We start from the raw sequence: 13,305 nt of genomic DNA, 5'->3' as shown, positions 1-13,305 counted from the left end.
TGCGGGTGTCGCAGGCGCGGACCTCGTCCAGGAGCCCATGTCGGCCAGGACGTCGAAGGCGTCACCGCGGAAGCCGACCGCGTACCCGCTGTCGCGCAGGGCGGGCGCTCGCGTCCAAGGCGCGGTGGGTACGGGCGTCGCCCGGCGGCGGCACCGAGGAGGGGCCGGTCGAGGCCGAGCGACGGGCGCGGCGGGCTCTGACGGATGCCCAGGTGGTACGGCTGGTGCGGTTGGGCCGCCGGATCGTGGCGCACCGCACGCCCCTCAAGGCCGTCCCGTGCCTCGCGGCCCGCGTGAAGGAGGGGCCGACCCCTGAAGAGAACGTTCGCCGGGGGACCCCCTCAGTTTCACTTTATATCTGATCCGCGCGCCTCATGAGACCTCGGAAAGTCCTTCATACTGCCCGGTGCGAACCAACTCCGACGAAGGATGGAGCGACGGAAATTGGGCTACGTCATGGGCTTCGGGCAGATCGACTCGACGAATCTCGCGGACGTCGGCGGCAAGGGGGTGGCTCTGGGCGAGCTCGCGCGGATCGACGGCGTCCGCGTCCCGGACGGCTTCTGCGTCACGACGGACGCCTTCCAGCGGGTCGTGTCCGCGGCGCCGTCGTTCGACGCCGAACTCGACCTGCTGTCCCGGGTGGACCCGGACGACCACGCGGCGGTCCGTGCGCTGAGCGCGGACATCCGTGCCGTCATCGAGGGCGCGGCGGTGCCTGACGAGCTGGTGGCGGCGATCGGGGAGGCGCTGGGCCGGCTCGGGGAGCAGGCTGCCTGCGCGGTGCGGTCCAGCGCGACGGCCGAGGATCTGCCGACCGCGTCCTTCGCCGGTCAGCAGGACTCGTACCTGAACGTCGTGGGCCTGGCGGAGGTGGTCAGGCATGTGCGGCGGTGCTGGGCCTCGCTGTTCACCGAGCGGGCGGTGGTCTACCGGCGTCGTAACGGGTTCGATCACCGCAGGGTGCGCATGGCCGTGGTCGTGCAGCGGATGGTGTTCCCGGACGCGGCGGGGATCCTGTTCACGGCCGATCCGGTGACGTCGAACCGGAAGCTCGCCGCCGTGGAGGCGGGCTGGGGGCTGGGGGAGGCGCTGGTCTCGGGCGTGGTGTCGGGGGACGTCTACACGGTCCGTGACGACCAGGTCGTGAGCGTGTCGGTGGGGTCCAAGGCGCGGTGGGTACGGGCGTCGCCCGGCGGCGGCACCGAGGAGGGGCCGGTCGAGGCCGAGCGGCGGGCGCGGCGGGCTCTGACGGATGCCCAGGTGGTACGGCTGGCCCGGTTGGGCCGCCGGATCGAGGCGCATTTCGGCTGTCCGCAGGACATCGAGTGGTGTCTGACGGGCGAGGACTTCCATATTGTCCAGAGCCGGCCGATCACCACGCTGTTCCCGGTTCCGGTGGCCGGCGACGAGGAGAACCACGTCTACGTCTCCGTCGGCCATCAGCAGATGATGACGGACGCGATGAAGCCGCTGGGTCTGTCCATGTGGCAGTTGACGACGCCGCGGCCGATGGCGGAGGCGGGCGGGCGGTTGTTCGTGGACGTGGCTCCGGTCCTGGCGACGTCGGCCGGCCGGGCGAACCTCATCGGGACCCTGGGGAAGTCCGATCCGCTCATCCGGGACGCGCTGCAGACGCTGGTGGACCGCGGTGACTTCCTGCGCCTGGTTCCGGAGGAGGAGTCCGGTGTCGCGCCCGCCGGCGCCGCGCGGGTGCCGATCGAGACCGATCCGGAGGTGGTCGCCGAGCTCGTCCGGGACGGTCAGGCGTCCGTGGCCACTTTGCGGCGCACAATCGAGGGTTTGTCCGGGCCCGCGTTGTTCGAGTTCATTCTCGCCGACATCGAGGAGCTGAGGCGGCTGCTGTTCGGTCCGCGCAGCTTCCAGGCGATCATGGCGGGGATGGAGGCGGCCTGGTGGCTGAACGATCACCTGGAGACGTGGCTGGGGGAGAAGAACGCGGCCGACGTGCTCACGCAGTCCGTCCCGGACAATGTCACGTCGGAGATGGGGCTGGCGCTCCTGGACGTGGCCGACGCGATCCGTCCGCATCCGGAGGTGGTGGCGTTCCTGCGTCGGGTGGCGGAGGAGGGCCGGGAGGGCGACGGCTTCCTGGAGGAGCTGGGCGAGCTGCCCGGCGGGCGGGAGGCGGCCGAGGCCGTCCGGGGCTATCTCGATCGGTACGGCATGCGTTGCGCGGGGGAGATCGACATCACCAGGACGCGGTGGAGCGAGCGGCCCGCCATGCTCGTGCCCGCCATCCTCGGAAATGTCAGAAACTTCGAGCCGGGGGCCGGTGGGCGGCGTTTCGAGCAGGGACGTCAGGAGTCGCTGCGCAAGGAGCGGGAGCTGCTGACGCGCCTGCGTGCCCTGCCCGACGGGGAGAGCAAGGCCGAGGAGACCCGGCGGATGATCGAGCGGGTGCGGACTTTCGCGGGATATCGGGAGTATCCCAAGTACGGCATGGTCTGCCGCTATTTCGCGTACAAGCAGGCGTTGTTGCGGGAGGCCGACCGGCTCGTCAGGTCGGGCACGTTGCGGGACAGGGAGGACGTCTTCTTCCTGCGGTTCGAGGAGCTGCGGGAGGTCGTGCGCACGGGCGAGGCCGACGGTGAGCTCGTTCTACGCAGACGGGAGGCTTTCCGGACTTATGAGACGCTCACGCCGCCGCGGGTGCTGACGTCGGACGGCGAGGTGCTCGCCGGCCAGTACCGGAACGCGGACGCGCCGCCCGGCGCGCTGGCCGGTCTGGCGGTCTCGGCCGGGACGGTCGAGGGCCGTGCCCGGGTGGTGACGGACATGGCGCGGGCCGACCTGGCGGCGGGAGACGTCCTGGTCACGGCTTACACGGACCCGAGCTGGACCCCCTTGTTCGTGGGCATCGCCGGACTGGTGACGGAGGTGGGCGGCCTGATGACGCACGGAGCGGTGATCGCGCGTGAGTACGGGCTGCCGGCGGTGGTGGGGGTGGAGGGGGCCACCCGGCTGATCCGGGACGGGCAGCGGATCCGCGTTCACGGGACCGACGGGTACGTGGAGATCCTCGGCTGAACGACCGGCCGTCCGACCTCGACGCGGCCTCGGCGCTCCGGGGTCAGAGTGCCGGTACGCTCTCGGGCTGCCGTACGCTCCCGGCCTGTTCGGCGGGAACCTGGATGCGGGGCGGCGGTGCGGGGGCGGGGCAGCGGCCCTGGCAGTAGCCGTTGACGACGACGAGGCGGCCGCGGGCGGCCGTGTAGTCGCTGCGCTGCCGTCCGGGGAGGACCCCCTTGCAGGTGGGGCAGCAGATGGGCTGGTCGGCTGTCATCAGGGCCTTCCGACGTCGTGGATGTCGTGGCGCTGGTGCTCCGGGCCGATGGCGGTGCCGGAGCATCAGGCCGGCGCGGGTGCCGGATGAATCTTCATCTCTTCACCGCGCGCCTCCTGCAGTATGGCGAGCGTGCGTGGCGAGCGGCGCGCCGGGGCGGCGGGACGGGCTGAGGATCGTTCCTCGCGGGGTTGTTTCCTTCATCCTGCTTGGAAGGGGGTTCGCCCGTGGCGTAGGTGTTCACGCGGTCGGCTCTCCGCAGACGGTGGACGAGAGAGGCAGCAATGGAACAAGGCACCCGTGGCGAGCTCATCAGCCGGCTGGCCGAGGCGGTCAGCTCCGTCACGATCGCGCACCCGCTGCGGGTCGCCATCGACGGGCCGCCGGCCGCCGGCAAGACCACCCTGGCCGACGAGCTCGCCGTCGTCCTGCGTGCGCAGGACCGCGACGTCGTCCGCGCGTGCATCGACGACTTCCTCTTCCCCAGTGCACAGCGTTACCGGCGCGGCCGGTACTCGGCCGAAGCCTGCTACTTCGACGCCCATGACAACGCCGCGCTGTGCCGGGTCCTGCTCGATCCGCTGGGCCCGGGCGGAGACCGGAGGTTCCGGCACGCGGTCTACGACAGGGACAGCGACACTCAGTCGCTACCGCCGGCCATGACCGCCGCCGCGGACGCCGTACTGCTCTTCGACGGCGTCTTCCTCCTGCGTCCGGAACTCGTCGACCGGTGGGACCTGCGCATCTTCGTGTCCGTCCCCTTCGAGCAGACGGTGGATCGTGCCCGGGACCGAGCCGCGGCGCTGACCGGCTCCTCCGCCGACACCGCCGAGATCGAACGGTCCTGGCACAACCGGTACATCCCCTCCCAGCAGCTCTACTTCGCCACAGCCCGCCCGACCGACCACGCCGACATCATCGTGTACAACGATCAGATCCAACGGCCGGCCTGGGACGTCCGACCACACTGAGATCGGCCTGGAGGGCGCTGCGATGGGGGCAAAAGCCTACCGGCCGGCGTGGACGACGTTCGCCTTGCGCGCGTCGCACGTCCAGGCCGGAGGCCCCATCGACAGGGGCGCCACCTCAGTGGGGTGGCGCCCCTGTTCCGTTGTCATGGTCGGCCTGATGTGACGTCGAGCGGCGGTGTGTGGTCCGCTCATGACCGTCCTGGCCGTGTCCGTGTGCCAGGAGGCTTCAGGTCGTCGGGGTCACGGGGATGCATATGGCGTACACCGTGTAGGTGCCCGTGGTGCTCGCCGAGTTGTTGAAGGACACAGTCCACGTGTTCTCGGCGGAGGGGAAGGACTCGTGCACCTGGACGGTGAGGTTGTTGCCGCCGAGGGGCGTCACCAGTCCGCCGCCTGTGATGGCGGTTCCCGCCGGGCAGGTCGAGGTGCCGGTGTTGAGGCCGGACGTCAGCGTGTGCGGGGTCCGGATGATCTGGGTCGGCTCGGGCGGTCCGGGAGGGCCGGGGCGTCCCGGTGGGCAGGCGTGCGGGCAGGGGCCCTTTCCGCCGCCGTCGCCGCCGGTCGCCGCCTGGGCCGCCGAAGCGGCTCCCATCAGCAGTGCCGTGGCCAGCATCGGTATGGCGGCACCTCGTAGAAGGGCTGCGCGTCTCATGGTGTCCTCCGTGAACTGTTCGCCTCCTGGCGCCTGCTGCACGTCAAAGGCCAGGAAGGCTGCGGCAGCGTCGACCGCAAAGACTTGACCATGGCGAATCGCCCAAGGGCCGGGATGGCTCAGTGGACGGCGCTTCGCGAAGCACCGTCCAGCGAAAGTGGCCCGATCGGCTGATCCATACCGTACGGCGCAGACTGCACGATTATCACGGAGAGTAATGAATTGTTTGCGCGTGTGACGTGGTGCAGGTCGGCGAATCCGATGGCATCGCCGCCGGCGATCGGATGATCACGAGTCGTCACTTATTGTGAGATCTTTCATAACTACCGCATAACAGAGATCATTTCTGACTAGGGTGATCTTGTGATTCTGACTAGATCAACAAGTCGTCCGAGGCGAGTCATGTCCGGGCTCGCCGCCACAGCCGTGCTCCTGGGTGGCCTCGTCGTGTCGAACCCTGCGAATGCGGAGGCGGACAACAGCTCAGGAAGCGTGCTGGCGCACTTCCTGCAACAGGCGCTCGGCCGTCAGCAGTTCGAGCAGGTCCTGGATACCAGCCCGCCGACGAGTGCGACGGACCTGAACGCGCTGCGGCGGGAGGGTGCCGCCAAGGAGGCGAAGCAGGTCCCGCAGAAGGCGGACCTTCGCGCGGCCGCCGCGGCCGCCGCGCCGATCACGCAGCAGCCGCAGATCGACCTGACCGTCATCGAGCTGGACAGGCTCGGCCGCCCCCTGTCCTCCGGCACCGTGCTGATGAGCCCGCAGTACCCGGAGGGCAAGATCGTCCCGATGGACGACAAGTTGCGTACTTCGGCCGTCCGCTGGAGGCAGTGGGACGACGCCGGCTGGTACGCCAACCGCGGCCAAGGCAGCATCGACATCGTGCCGGGCCGCGAGAACGCCGCCATCGACTTCATGAGCCCCTACCCCGCCTCCGTCCTGAAGCTGATGGTGGGCTTCGGGGTGCTGCGACTGGTGGACGCGGGCCAGATCTCGCTCGACGACACCTACGCCTACCAGCCGGTCACGGTCAGCTCGTTGTGCGGCCCCGCCCGCAGCGACACGGTCCGTAACTTCCTCGACGCCGCGCTCACCTGGTCGTCCAACGCCTCCGCCTGCGCCATGGTCAAGCTGCTGCACGACAAGGGCGCGGTGAACGGCCTCAACCAGACCTTCCAGGACCTCGGCCTGGAGACGCTCCAGCTCAAGAACACCAACCCCGACAACGGCGCGCGATGGGGCAACCCCGTCACCATGACGTCGCTCGACACGGCGAAGCTGCTGACGCTGGTCAACGGCGGGGCGGGCACCTTGTGGAAGACCCCGGGCGGCACCGCGGTCACGGCCGACGTCCTGAGCGACGCCTCCCGCACGTTCTTCAGGAGCAGGCTGGCCGAGCAGGGCATGAACGTCACCCTCTCCACCACGAACTGGTGCGGCGCGGACTATCCCGCCCCCGGCATCCCGCAGCTCACGCCCTCGCGGTGGCTCGGCGCCGACGGCACCGTGACGATTCCCGGCCAGGGCATCTCCTATGGCCGCGACGTGCGACCGTGCGACCAGAAGGCCGAGGTGACCTACGCCCACAAGAACGGCTGGGTGAACAACTCCGGCGCCGACGCGGGGATCGTGAAGGCCCTGCCCGGCAAGGGCGGCCGCACGTACGTCGTCGCCCTGTTCTCCAACCTCGGCTACCAGTACGTCGACCCGAACCGGCCCGCGACAGGCGCGGAGAACGTCTGGTTCACTGAGCGCCTGGCGAAGCTGGGCAAGGCCATCGACGAGTACGAGAAGCGCCGCTTCGGCTGACCCCGCGGCAAGCCGAGCCGGTCAGGTCGCCGTGGTACCCGGCAGCCTGACCGGCGACGACCTCTGATCACACGCCTGTCCCGGCCGGGCCCCCGCGCGGCGGCTGTCAGCTCGCCGCCCACCGCCCGCTTCGCAGAGCGGCCGCGACCGAGCGCTCATGTTCGTCGGTCCATTCCACCTCGGGGTCGGCTTCCAGCAGGCCGAGCACCACGGACGTGATCGCCAGCGCGGGCTCCGACCATTCGGCGGGCTCGGGCGCCCCGAACGGATTGGCCTGGAACCGCCGGGTGACGATCTCCGGATTGCCGGGGGCCATCAGGATCAGCCCGCGCAATGTGGCGACGGCCAGGCGGGCCACCGTCTCGAACGTGACGCCGGCGCACGGACGCAGGCCGATCAGTCTCGCCCCCCAGGAGTAGGCGGTCGCCACGCCTGCGACCATCGAGCGTTCCGACTCGGTGAGAGCCTGCTGGACCTCGGCGCGCAGGTCACCGTCCGGCAGGCTGCGGAAGGTGGCCTGCAACGCGAGATAGGTACGCCAGGCCGATGACCGGTGGAAGATCCCGAACTCGCCGAGCGCGCCCTCCCGCAGCACCTCCGCGGCCAGCGCGCGGCGCAGACCCGGCCTGCGGGCCCAGCCGAGATGGGCGAGCACGGTGCGGGCCGCCGCCTGCGACGCGCCGGGGTTGGCCTCGGTGATGGCCGGGCTGGCGCCTTTGGCCAGCTCGCGCAGCAGATCGCTGAAGAACAGATCCTTGTACGGCCAGCGGCGGTAGACGGCGCTGCGGGCGACGCCGGCGTCCCGGATGATCTCTTCGAAGCTGATGTGCTCCAGGCTCACCGTCAGCCCGGCCTCTTCGACCGTGGCGGTCGCGGCGTCGAGCATCCGCCGTGCGGTCTCTTCGTCGGACAGTCGCTTGCGGCGTCGCGCCAGGCCGCTCTCCGGGGTCTCTCGTGTCACCATCGTAGTCTATGGTACTTGGGATATCGTGTCTCAACTTGTGATGGTGAATCCATGAGAATGTCGGCGACCAGCAGTCCACCGCGCGACCGGACCGGACACCCGGTGCGGTTCTTCGTCCTCGTCACCGTGTTGTCGGTGCCGTTCTACGTCCTGGGGGCGGTGTCGCCCGCCGTCCGCATCGGAGCCCTCGACCTGCCCGCGAGCGCGACCATGTTCGTGCTGCCGGTGCTGGCCGCCGCGATCCTGGCCCGCCGTTACGGCGGCCGGGGCGCCGTCACGGCGCTGCTGGCCCGCGTCGTCGACCGGCCCGCGGGACGAACCCGCTGGTATGCCGCCGCGGCATTGCTGCCGGCCGCGATCGGCGCCCTCTCGTGGATCTTCGGGTGGCTCGGCGGCCAAGCGGGCTCGACCCTTCCTACGTCGCCGGCGGCCTTGCCGCTGCTGCTCGCCGCGGCGCTGGCGGCGGCCGCGTGCGAGGAGCTGGGCTGGACCGGTTACGCCTCCGACCCGCTGCAACGCCGGTTCGGTACGGCCGGAGCCGGGCTGCTCCTCGGGCTCTTCTGCGGTGCGTGGCATGTGATCCCGCTTGTGCAGGCCGGTCATGGTGCGGCTTGGATCGGAGGCTGGTTCCTCGGTACGGTCGCGGGCCGCGTGGTCATCCTCGGCCTGCGCAACGCCTCCGGAGGTGTGTCGGCGGCGATCCTGGCGCACGCGATGGTCAATGTCACCGCCGCCTACGTCCCCGACTACGACGACCCCGTCGTCTCGACGGCGTCCGGCCTGCTCACCGCCGCGGCCGCCGCGGGCATCCTGTTCATCGCATCATGCCGGGCCACCGCGACTCAGCCCGAGGGCCGGCGAGGTTGAGCCCCACGTACGCGACGCACCGTCGTCGAGCGCTCAGTCGTCAGCGGCGACCAGGAGCGACAGGACCTTGGCGGGGCGGTCGACGAGGACGAGCTCGTGAAAGTCGCTGTGAACCCGGCCCCAGTCGTGAAAGGCCTCGTGGCCGAGGTCTGCGAGCCGGTATCTGTCGGTGGCTCCTGTGATCAGCGGATGAACGTCGTGGTCCAGCTGGGCGGACAGAGCCGCAGGAAGAGGGCCGAACTGTGCCGCCCAGTCGCGCAGAAGGGCGCTCGCGGTCATCTCGTCCACGTGCCCGTATGTGGTCGGGGTCACGTTCCGCAGCCAGTAGGGGCCGTGGCGAAGCCCGTCGACCTCGACTCCCCCTCCGGCGTAGTCGTCCCGGAACTGCTCGTGGCCAATCAGCTCGGTCAGTAGGCAGGCGTCGCCGACGTCCGGGTGAGACACGCCGAAGCGCTTGATGTCGACCCAGCGATATGCGTGATCACCGAAGGGGAACTCACGGAAGTTGATGAATGTCTGATCCAGATACGTGAGCGCCTTCTGCACCTCTCAACGGTAAGGGCATGCTTCGGCGACGCATCCATCCACGATGCTCATTTCGAGCTCGCCGGCGGTCGCCAAGTCGGGCGCGAGTGGGTGTTAAGAGCAGCCCAAGTGGTGGCCTGTTTCATCAGCGGCATGAGAAACCTCTTCGCGGCCCGGGGCATGCGCCGGGCGATGGCCCTGGTCCTGCTGTCCGTCTCCACCGTGTTCACGATCAGCATGACGAGCACTCCCGCCTACGCGTGGAATCCTGCGAACGACGGCTGGTACAAGTGCTACATCGAAGGCAAGTGGATGTGGTGCAAGGACCTGTAGACCAAGCAGAAAGCCGCCCCCTCTGTGCGAGGAGGGCGGCTTCATCGTGTGGCTGTGATCGTCGTCGAGGTGAGGACGTAGATCTGGTCGGCCGCTCTGGCCGGAGTGAGGTCCGGACGCAGGGCCCCGAGCGCGTGCAGGTGGTGGGCCGGCCCCTGGCTGCCCTTCAGCCTTTCACGTTCGATGTCGGCCAGAACCTCCTGGAGCCCCGCGTCGGTCGGAGAGGCAGCGGCGGCCGCGCGCAGGACGCGGTGCACGGGCTGGACGCGCCGGAGGATCGCGGTGGCCATGGCGGCGTACCGGGCCAGCTTGCGGGCGGGGTCGGGCTCGTCGAGGATCGACTGGACCTCGGGGCGGTCGCTCCGCGGCACGGGCCGGGCGTCGCCGGCCAGCGTGATGTCGTAGACGAGCTTGGCCAGGGCGGGTTTGCCGCCGGGGGAGGACGGGTACAGCGTCTGGAGCGCCACGCCGGCCTCGCGGGCGACCTCGGCTCTGATCGTCGTGACCGCCCTGATCCTGGTGATCCTCACCGTCGTCCTCACGCTGGCGGGCCTGGAGCCCCTCAACCGGATGGCGGACGCCTGGGATCCCGACCTCCTGCCCGCCGACTGGCAGGAGATCCGTGGTCGATGGCAGAACCTGCACCTGGTCCGGACCGGGCTCGCGCTCGCGGCGTTCGCCTGCCTGCTCATCGTCCAGACCTTCGACCGCGTCTGAACAATGGCCGTTCGGGAGCGGCCCGATTCCTTTGCGCGGTGGCCGGGGTCTACATGAGAGATCGGCCCGCACGCCGGGCCGGTCTCTCATGTACGCCGACGAAGAAGAGCCGATCGCCAATGAGCATCCCCGCGACCATGCGCGCGCTGCAGCAGACCTCACTCAACGGACCGCAGGACATGCGCCTGATCACCGACGCGCCGGTGCCGAGCCCCGGCCGGGGCGAGGTCCTGGTCCGTGTCGCCGCCGCCGGGGTCAACTTCGCCGACGTCTCCAAGGCGCACGGCACGTTCGCGGGCGGCCCCCGACCGCCGTACCTGGCGGGTTTCGAGGCCGCCGGTGAGGTCGTCGCGGTGGGCGAGGGGGTGACCGACCTCCGGCCGGGGGACCGGGTCGCCGGCATCGGGGACGGCGCTTTCGCCGAGTACATGGTGCTGCCTGCCGCTGCCGCGGTGCCGGTGCCTTCGGGCTGGACGGAGCGGCAGGCGCTGGGGCTGGTCGTGAACTGGCCCACCGCGCTGGCCGCGCTCAGGCCTCTGGGCGGCGTCGCCGCCGGGCACGTCGTGCTGATCCAGGCCGCGGCGGGTGCGACCGGCCAGGCCGCGGTGAGGATGGCCAAGCACTACGGCGCGACGGTCATCGCCACCGCATCGCCGGGCAAGCACGAGACGGTGCTGGCACTGGGAGCCGACCACGTCCTGGACTCCCGCGGCGGGAACCTCGCCGCCGAGGTGCTGCGGCTGACCAGTGGTTCCGGTGCCGACCTCGTGCTGGAGTCGGCCGGCGGCGCCGCCTTCGAGGACGGCCTGGCCGCGGCCAAGCGGGTCACCGGCCGGGTCGTCGTCTACGGCGTCGCGGGCGGCGAGGCTCCGATCACGAACTGGGACCTGGTGTACAGGCACCAGGTCCACGTCATCGGCCTCAATGTCAGGGTGCTGATCCAGGCGGCACCGCAGATCTTCGGCGAGATCATGGGGGAGCTGTCCACGCTGATCGCGGCCGGCGTGCTCGTCCCCGGCCTGCCCACCGCGTACGAGCTGGCCGACGGCCCGAAGGCGCTCACGGAACTGGAGGCCAGGGCCACCGTCGGCAAGCTGGCCCTGCTGCCCTGAGCCGGCATGACCCTGCGACTGGACGAGGTGTGATCATGGGAGCGTGCCCGCGCCGCCCCTGGAACGTGGGCCATGACACCCGTAGGCTCGCGGCGTGACGGCGCATCCGCGGGCCGCGCCGGATCAGGACCGGTTCACCGCCGAGACCGAGGGGTTCCGCCGGGAGCTGCTGGCACACTGCTACCGCATGGCCGGCTCGGCGCACGACGCCGAGGACCTGGTGCAGGAGACGTACCTGCGGGCGTGGCGGTCCTACTCCGGGTTCGAGGGCCGGGCGTCGATCCGGTCGTGGCTGTACACGATCGCCACCAACGTCTGCCTGACGGCGTTGAAGTCGCGCCCGATCAGGGTGCTGCCCTCAGGTCTGACGGGTCCGTACGACGGAGCCGACCGCCCGCCGAGCCCCGTCGCGCCGGGCGAGGTCTCGTGGCTGGAACCGCTGCCGGACGCCTGGATCGCCCCGGCCGCCGACGATCCGGCCGCGGTGGCGGTCGAACGCGAGTCGCTGCGGTTGGCGCTCATCGCCAGCCTCCAGCACCTGCCCGCCCGCCAGCGCGCGATCCTCATCCTGCGCGAGGTGCTGGCGTTCTCGGCGGCCGAGACCGCGGAGATCCTCGACACCACCATCGCGGCGGTCAAGAGTGGTCTCCAGCGTGCCCGCGCCCGGCTCGACGAGCTGGAACCCGAGCCCGCGGAACTGCTCGAACCGACCGACCGGCGGGCCCGCGCGCTGCTCGACGGCTACATCGCGGCCTTCGAACGCTCCGACGTCGGCCTGCTGGAACAGGTGCTGCGCGCGGACGCCACGCTGGAGGCGACGCCGTTCCGCGACTGGCGGTCGGGCCGGAGGAGGTGCCTCCACCTGCTCGACGCGTACGTGCTGGGCTCGCCGGGCGACTGGCGGATGATCGCGACCACCGCCAACGGCCAGCCCTCCGCCGTCGTCTACCACCGGGACGCGGACGGCGCGCTGCGGGCCGACGGCGTCGTGGTGCTGGCCTCCATCGCCACCGGCGTCTCCCGCGTGATCAAGTTCCACGATCCCGCCCTGGTCACGACGTTCGGATACCCGGACGTGCTCACGCACTGACCCGCCGGCGGCGGACGCGCGGTCAGCCGGCGGCGGGACGGTCGGCGGACTCGCGGGCGAGGGCGACGATCCGCTCCAGGGCCGCCGCGTGCCGCTGGAAGGCCAGCCGTCCCTGCGGGGTGAGCTGCACGTACGTCCGCCGCGCCCGCTTGTCCTGGTCCTTGCGGACGGTGACGTACCCGGCGGCGGCCAGCGCCGAGACCTGCTTGGACAGCGCCGAGTCGCTGGTGCCGACCGAGTCCCTGAGAAAGCCGAAGTCCACCCATTCGGCCGGAGCCAGCAGCGCCACGACCGACAGCCGCGCCGGGACGTGCAGGAACTCGTCGAAGAGCGGATCCATCAGGCGGCCCCGCCGCTCCGCCGGACGATCGACGTCAGGACGGAGCGGTTCACGGGCGTGGCCGCGACGTACGCCACGGCCGCCACGACCGCGCCCACGACGGACTGTGACAGCAGCCCGTGAGACGGCAGGTCGAACAGTGCGAACGCGACGATCCGGCCGATGGTGAAGGCCACCATGACGTAGGCCAGCAGCCCGCCGTGGAACAGGACCTCCATGCTGGTGGCCTTCCGGCGGACCGAGGCCCGGTGCTCGTAGACGATACCCACGCCCACGTACACGAGCATCCCGAGCGCCGCGACGACGAAGTGCCAGGGACTGGGGAGATCGATGGCCGCCAGGGTGCCGAAGAGGCCGAGCGCGGAGACGGCCACGCGCGGAGGCGCGAAGCTCTGCTGGACGATCTGCTTCCGGGTCCTGTCCTGGAGGCGGTGGATGTCGTCGAGTGAGAACTGGGCGTCGTGCTGGTTCATGGGGTCTTCCCGGAGGTCGATTGCTGCTTTCCTGTAAGGAAAGTACCATCTGTTTTCCTCGCGGGAAAATGGTAGCTGCGTCACATGCCGGCCGGACCGCACGGGCCGGGAGGCGCGCGATCGCCTGCCGGTGGACATGCGTCCC

15 protein-coding genes are annotated in these 13,305 nt (G+C 70.5%); 8 read left to right on the top strand and 7 right to left on the bottom strand.

Going from position 1 to position 13,305, the window contains the following annotated elements; all coding sequences use genetic code 11:
* Nucleotides 1-444 precede the first annotated feature (444 nt).
* The gene (rph, locus tag ACIA8R_RS31580) at nucleotides 445-3,051 is read left to right on the top strand and encodes a rifamycin-inactivating phosphotransferase (protein ID WP_397041688.1); all 2,607 of its coding nucleotides are present in this window, start codon (nucleotides 445-447) and stop codon (nucleotides 3,049-3,051) included.
* 43 nt (nucleotides 3,052-3,094) lie between these two features.
* Here rph and ACIA8R_RS31575 read toward each other — a convergent pair whose 3' ends face one another.
* Nucleotides 3,095-3,307 (bottom strand): hypothetical protein, encoded by a 213-nt coding sequence (locus ACIA8R_RS31575; RefSeq protein ID WP_397041687.1) that lies wholly within the window; start codon nucleotides 3,305-3,307, stop codon nucleotides 3,095-3,097.
* A gap of 284 nt (nucleotides 3,308-3,591) precedes the next feature.
* Here ACIA8R_RS31575 and ACIA8R_RS31570 point away from each other — a divergent pair, with 284 nt between their 5' ends.
* Nucleotides 3,592-4,278 carry a cytidylate kinase family protein gene (locus ACIA8R_RS31570; RefSeq protein ID WP_397041686.1) on the top strand — a complete coding sequence of 229 codons (687 nt, stop codon included), beginning with the start codon at nucleotides 3,592-3,594 and terminating at the stop codon, nucleotides 4,276-4,278.
* 226 nt (nucleotides 4,279-4,504) lie between these two features.
* Here the strand turns inward: ACIA8R_RS31570 and ACIA8R_RS31565 are convergent, their stop codons facing one another.
* Nucleotides 4,505-4,891 carry a hypothetical protein gene (locus tag ACIA8R_RS31565; protein ID WP_397041685.1) on the bottom strand — a complete coding sequence of 129 codons (387 nt, stop codon included), beginning with the start codon at nucleotides 4,889-4,891 and terminating at the stop codon, nucleotides 4,505-4,507.
* Nucleotides 4,892-5,377: 486 nt separating this feature from the next.
* Here ACIA8R_RS31565 and ACIA8R_RS31560 point away from each other — a divergent pair, with 486 nt between their 5' ends.
* Nucleotides 5,378-6,739, top strand: a complete 1,362-nt coding sequence (locus ACIA8R_RS31560) for a serine hydrolase (RefSeq protein WP_397041684.1) — start codon at nucleotides 5,378-5,380, stop codon at nucleotides 6,737-6,739.
* 106 nt (nucleotides 6,740-6,845) lie between these two features.
* Here the strand turns inward: ACIA8R_RS31560 and ACIA8R_RS31555 are convergent, their stop codons facing one another.
* Complete coding sequence (locus tag ACIA8R_RS31555) at nucleotides 6,846-7,703, bottom strand: TetR/AcrR family transcriptional regulator (RefSeq protein WP_397041683.1); 858 nt, start codon at nucleotides 7,701-7,703, stop codon at nucleotides 6,846-6,848.
* A gap of 51 nt (nucleotides 7,704-7,754) precedes the next feature.
* Between ACIA8R_RS31555 and ACIA8R_RS31550 the strand changes: the two genes are divergently transcribed.
* A complete protein-coding gene (locus ACIA8R_RS31550) occupies nucleotides 7,755-8,570 on the top strand; it encodes a CPBP family intramembrane glutamic endopeptidase (RefSeq protein ID WP_397041682.1) in 816 nt (271 codons plus the stop codon).
* Nucleotides 8,571-8,603: 33 nt separating this feature from the next.
* Here the strand turns inward: ACIA8R_RS31550 and ACIA8R_RS31545 are convergent, their stop codons facing one another.
* The gene (locus ACIA8R_RS31545) at nucleotides 8,604-9,116 is read right to left on the bottom strand and encodes a hypothetical protein (protein WP_397041681.1); all 513 of its coding nucleotides are present in this window, start codon (nucleotides 9,114-9,116) and stop codon (nucleotides 8,604-8,606) included.
* Nucleotides 9,117-9,248: 132 nt separating this feature from the next.
* Here ACIA8R_RS31545 and ACIA8R_RS31540 point away from each other — a divergent pair, with 132 nt between their 5' ends.
* Complete coding sequence (locus tag ACIA8R_RS31540; RefSeq protein ID WP_357709051.1) at nucleotides 9,249-9,428, top strand: hypothetical protein; 180 nt, start codon at nucleotides 9,249-9,251, stop codon at nucleotides 9,426-9,428.
* A 41-nt stretch (nucleotides 9,429-9,469) separates the two neighbouring features.
* Here ACIA8R_RS31540 and ACIA8R_RS31535 read toward each other — a convergent pair whose 3' ends face one another.
* Nucleotides 9,470-9,958 carry a hypothetical protein gene (locus ACIA8R_RS31535; RefSeq protein ID WP_397041680.1) on the bottom strand — a complete coding sequence of 163 codons (489 nt, stop codon included), beginning with the start codon at nucleotides 9,956-9,958 and terminating at the stop codon, nucleotides 9,470-9,472.
* Here ACIA8R_RS31535 and ACIA8R_RS31530 point away from each other — a divergent pair.
* The 3 genes from ACIA8R_RS31530 (at nucleotide 9,930) to ACIA8R_RS31520 (ending at nucleotide 12,347) form a co-directional block, all read left to right on the top strand.
* Nucleotides 9,930-10,145, top strand: coding sequence for an anthrone oxygenase family protein (locus tag ACIA8R_RS31530; RefSeq protein ID WP_397041679.1), 216 nt, complete (start codon nucleotides 9,930-9,932; stop codon nucleotides 10,143-10,145). The two genes, ACIA8R_RS31535 and ACIA8R_RS31530, sit on opposite strands and share 29 nt — an antisense overlap.
* 119 nt (nucleotides 10,146-10,264) lie before the next feature.
* Nucleotides 10,265-11,257 carry an NADPH:quinone oxidoreductase family protein gene (locus ACIA8R_RS31525; protein ID WP_397041678.1) on the top strand — a complete coding sequence of 331 codons (993 nt, stop codon included), beginning with the start codon at nucleotides 10,265-10,267 and terminating at the stop codon, nucleotides 11,255-11,257.
* 94 nt (nucleotides 11,258-11,351) lie between these two features.
* The gene (locus tag ACIA8R_RS31520) at nucleotides 11,352-12,347 is read left to right on the top strand and encodes an RNA polymerase subunit sigma-70 (RefSeq protein ID WP_397041677.1); all 996 of its coding nucleotides are present in this window, start codon (nucleotides 11,352-11,354) and stop codon (nucleotides 12,345-12,347) included.
* Between the two features lie 22 nt (nucleotides 12,348-12,369).
* Here ACIA8R_RS31520 and ACIA8R_RS31515 read toward each other — a convergent pair whose 3' ends face one another.
* Together ACIA8R_RS31515 and ACIA8R_RS31510 are read right to left on the bottom strand one after the other, a co-directional pair.
* On the bottom strand, nucleotides 12,370-12,687 hold the full coding sequence (locus ACIA8R_RS31515; protein WP_364092812.1) for a transcriptional regulator: 318 nt from the start codon (nucleotides 12,685-12,687) through the stop codon (nucleotides 12,370-12,372).
* The gene (locus ACIA8R_RS31510) at nucleotides 12,687-13,160 is read right to left on the bottom strand and encodes a hypothetical protein (RefSeq protein ID WP_364092814.1); all 474 of its coding nucleotides are present in this window, start codon (nucleotides 13,158-13,160) and stop codon (nucleotides 12,687-12,689) included. Before ACIA8R_RS31510 ends, ACIA8R_RS31515 begins: the two co-directional genes overlap by 1 nt.
* Nucleotides 13,161-13,305: the final 145 nt, after the last annotated feature.

The organism is Nonomuraea sp. NPDC051191 (assembly GCF_044455665.1).
Taxonomy (GTDB): Bacteria; Actinomycetota; Actinomycetes; order Streptosporangiales; family Streptosporangiaceae; genus Nonomuraea.
The sequence above is the reverse complement of the archived record's forward strand: the minus strand, read 5'-3'. Positions and strand labels throughout refer to the sequence as shown.

Excerpts from the sequence above, each read along its gene's own strand:
- ACIA8R_RS31550 (WP_397041682.1), top strand. The coding sequence starts at position 7,755 with ATGAGAATGTCGGCGACCAGCAGTCCACCGCGCGACCGGACCGGACAC.
- ACIA8R_RS31510 (WP_364092814.1), bottom strand. The coding sequence starts at position 13,160 with ATGAACCAGCACGACGCCCAGTTCTCACTCGACGACATCCACCGCCTC.
- ACIA8R_RS31515 (WP_364092812.1), bottom strand. The coding sequence starts at position 12,687 with ATGGATCCGCTCTTCGACGAGTTCCTGCACGTCCCGGCGCGGCTGTCG.
- ACIA8R_RS31570 (WP_397041686.1), top strand. The coding sequence starts at position 3,592 with ATGGAACAAGGCACCCGTGGCGAGCTCATCAGCCGGCTGGCCGAGGCG.
- ACIA8R_RS31575 (WP_397041687.1), bottom strand. The coding sequence starts at position 3,307 with ATGACAGCCGACCAGCCCATCTGCTGCCCCACCTGCAAGGGGGTCCTC.
- ACIA8R_RS31565 (WP_397041685.1), bottom strand. The coding sequence starts at position 4,891 with ATGCTGGCCACGGCACTGCTGATGGGAGCCGCTTCGGCGGCCCAGGCG.
- ACIA8R_RS31540 (WP_357709051.1), top strand. The coding sequence starts at position 9,249 with ATGAGAAACCTCTTCGCGGCCCGGGGCATGCGCCGGGCGATGGCCCTG.
- ACIA8R_RS31525 (WP_397041678.1), top strand. The coding sequence starts at position 10,265 with ATGAGCATCCCCGCGACCATGCGCGCGCTGCAGCAGACCTCACTCAAC.
- ACIA8R_RS31555 (WP_397041683.1), bottom strand. The coding sequence starts at position 7,703 with ATGGTGACACGAGAGACCCCGGAGAGCGGCCTGGCGCGACGCCGCAAG.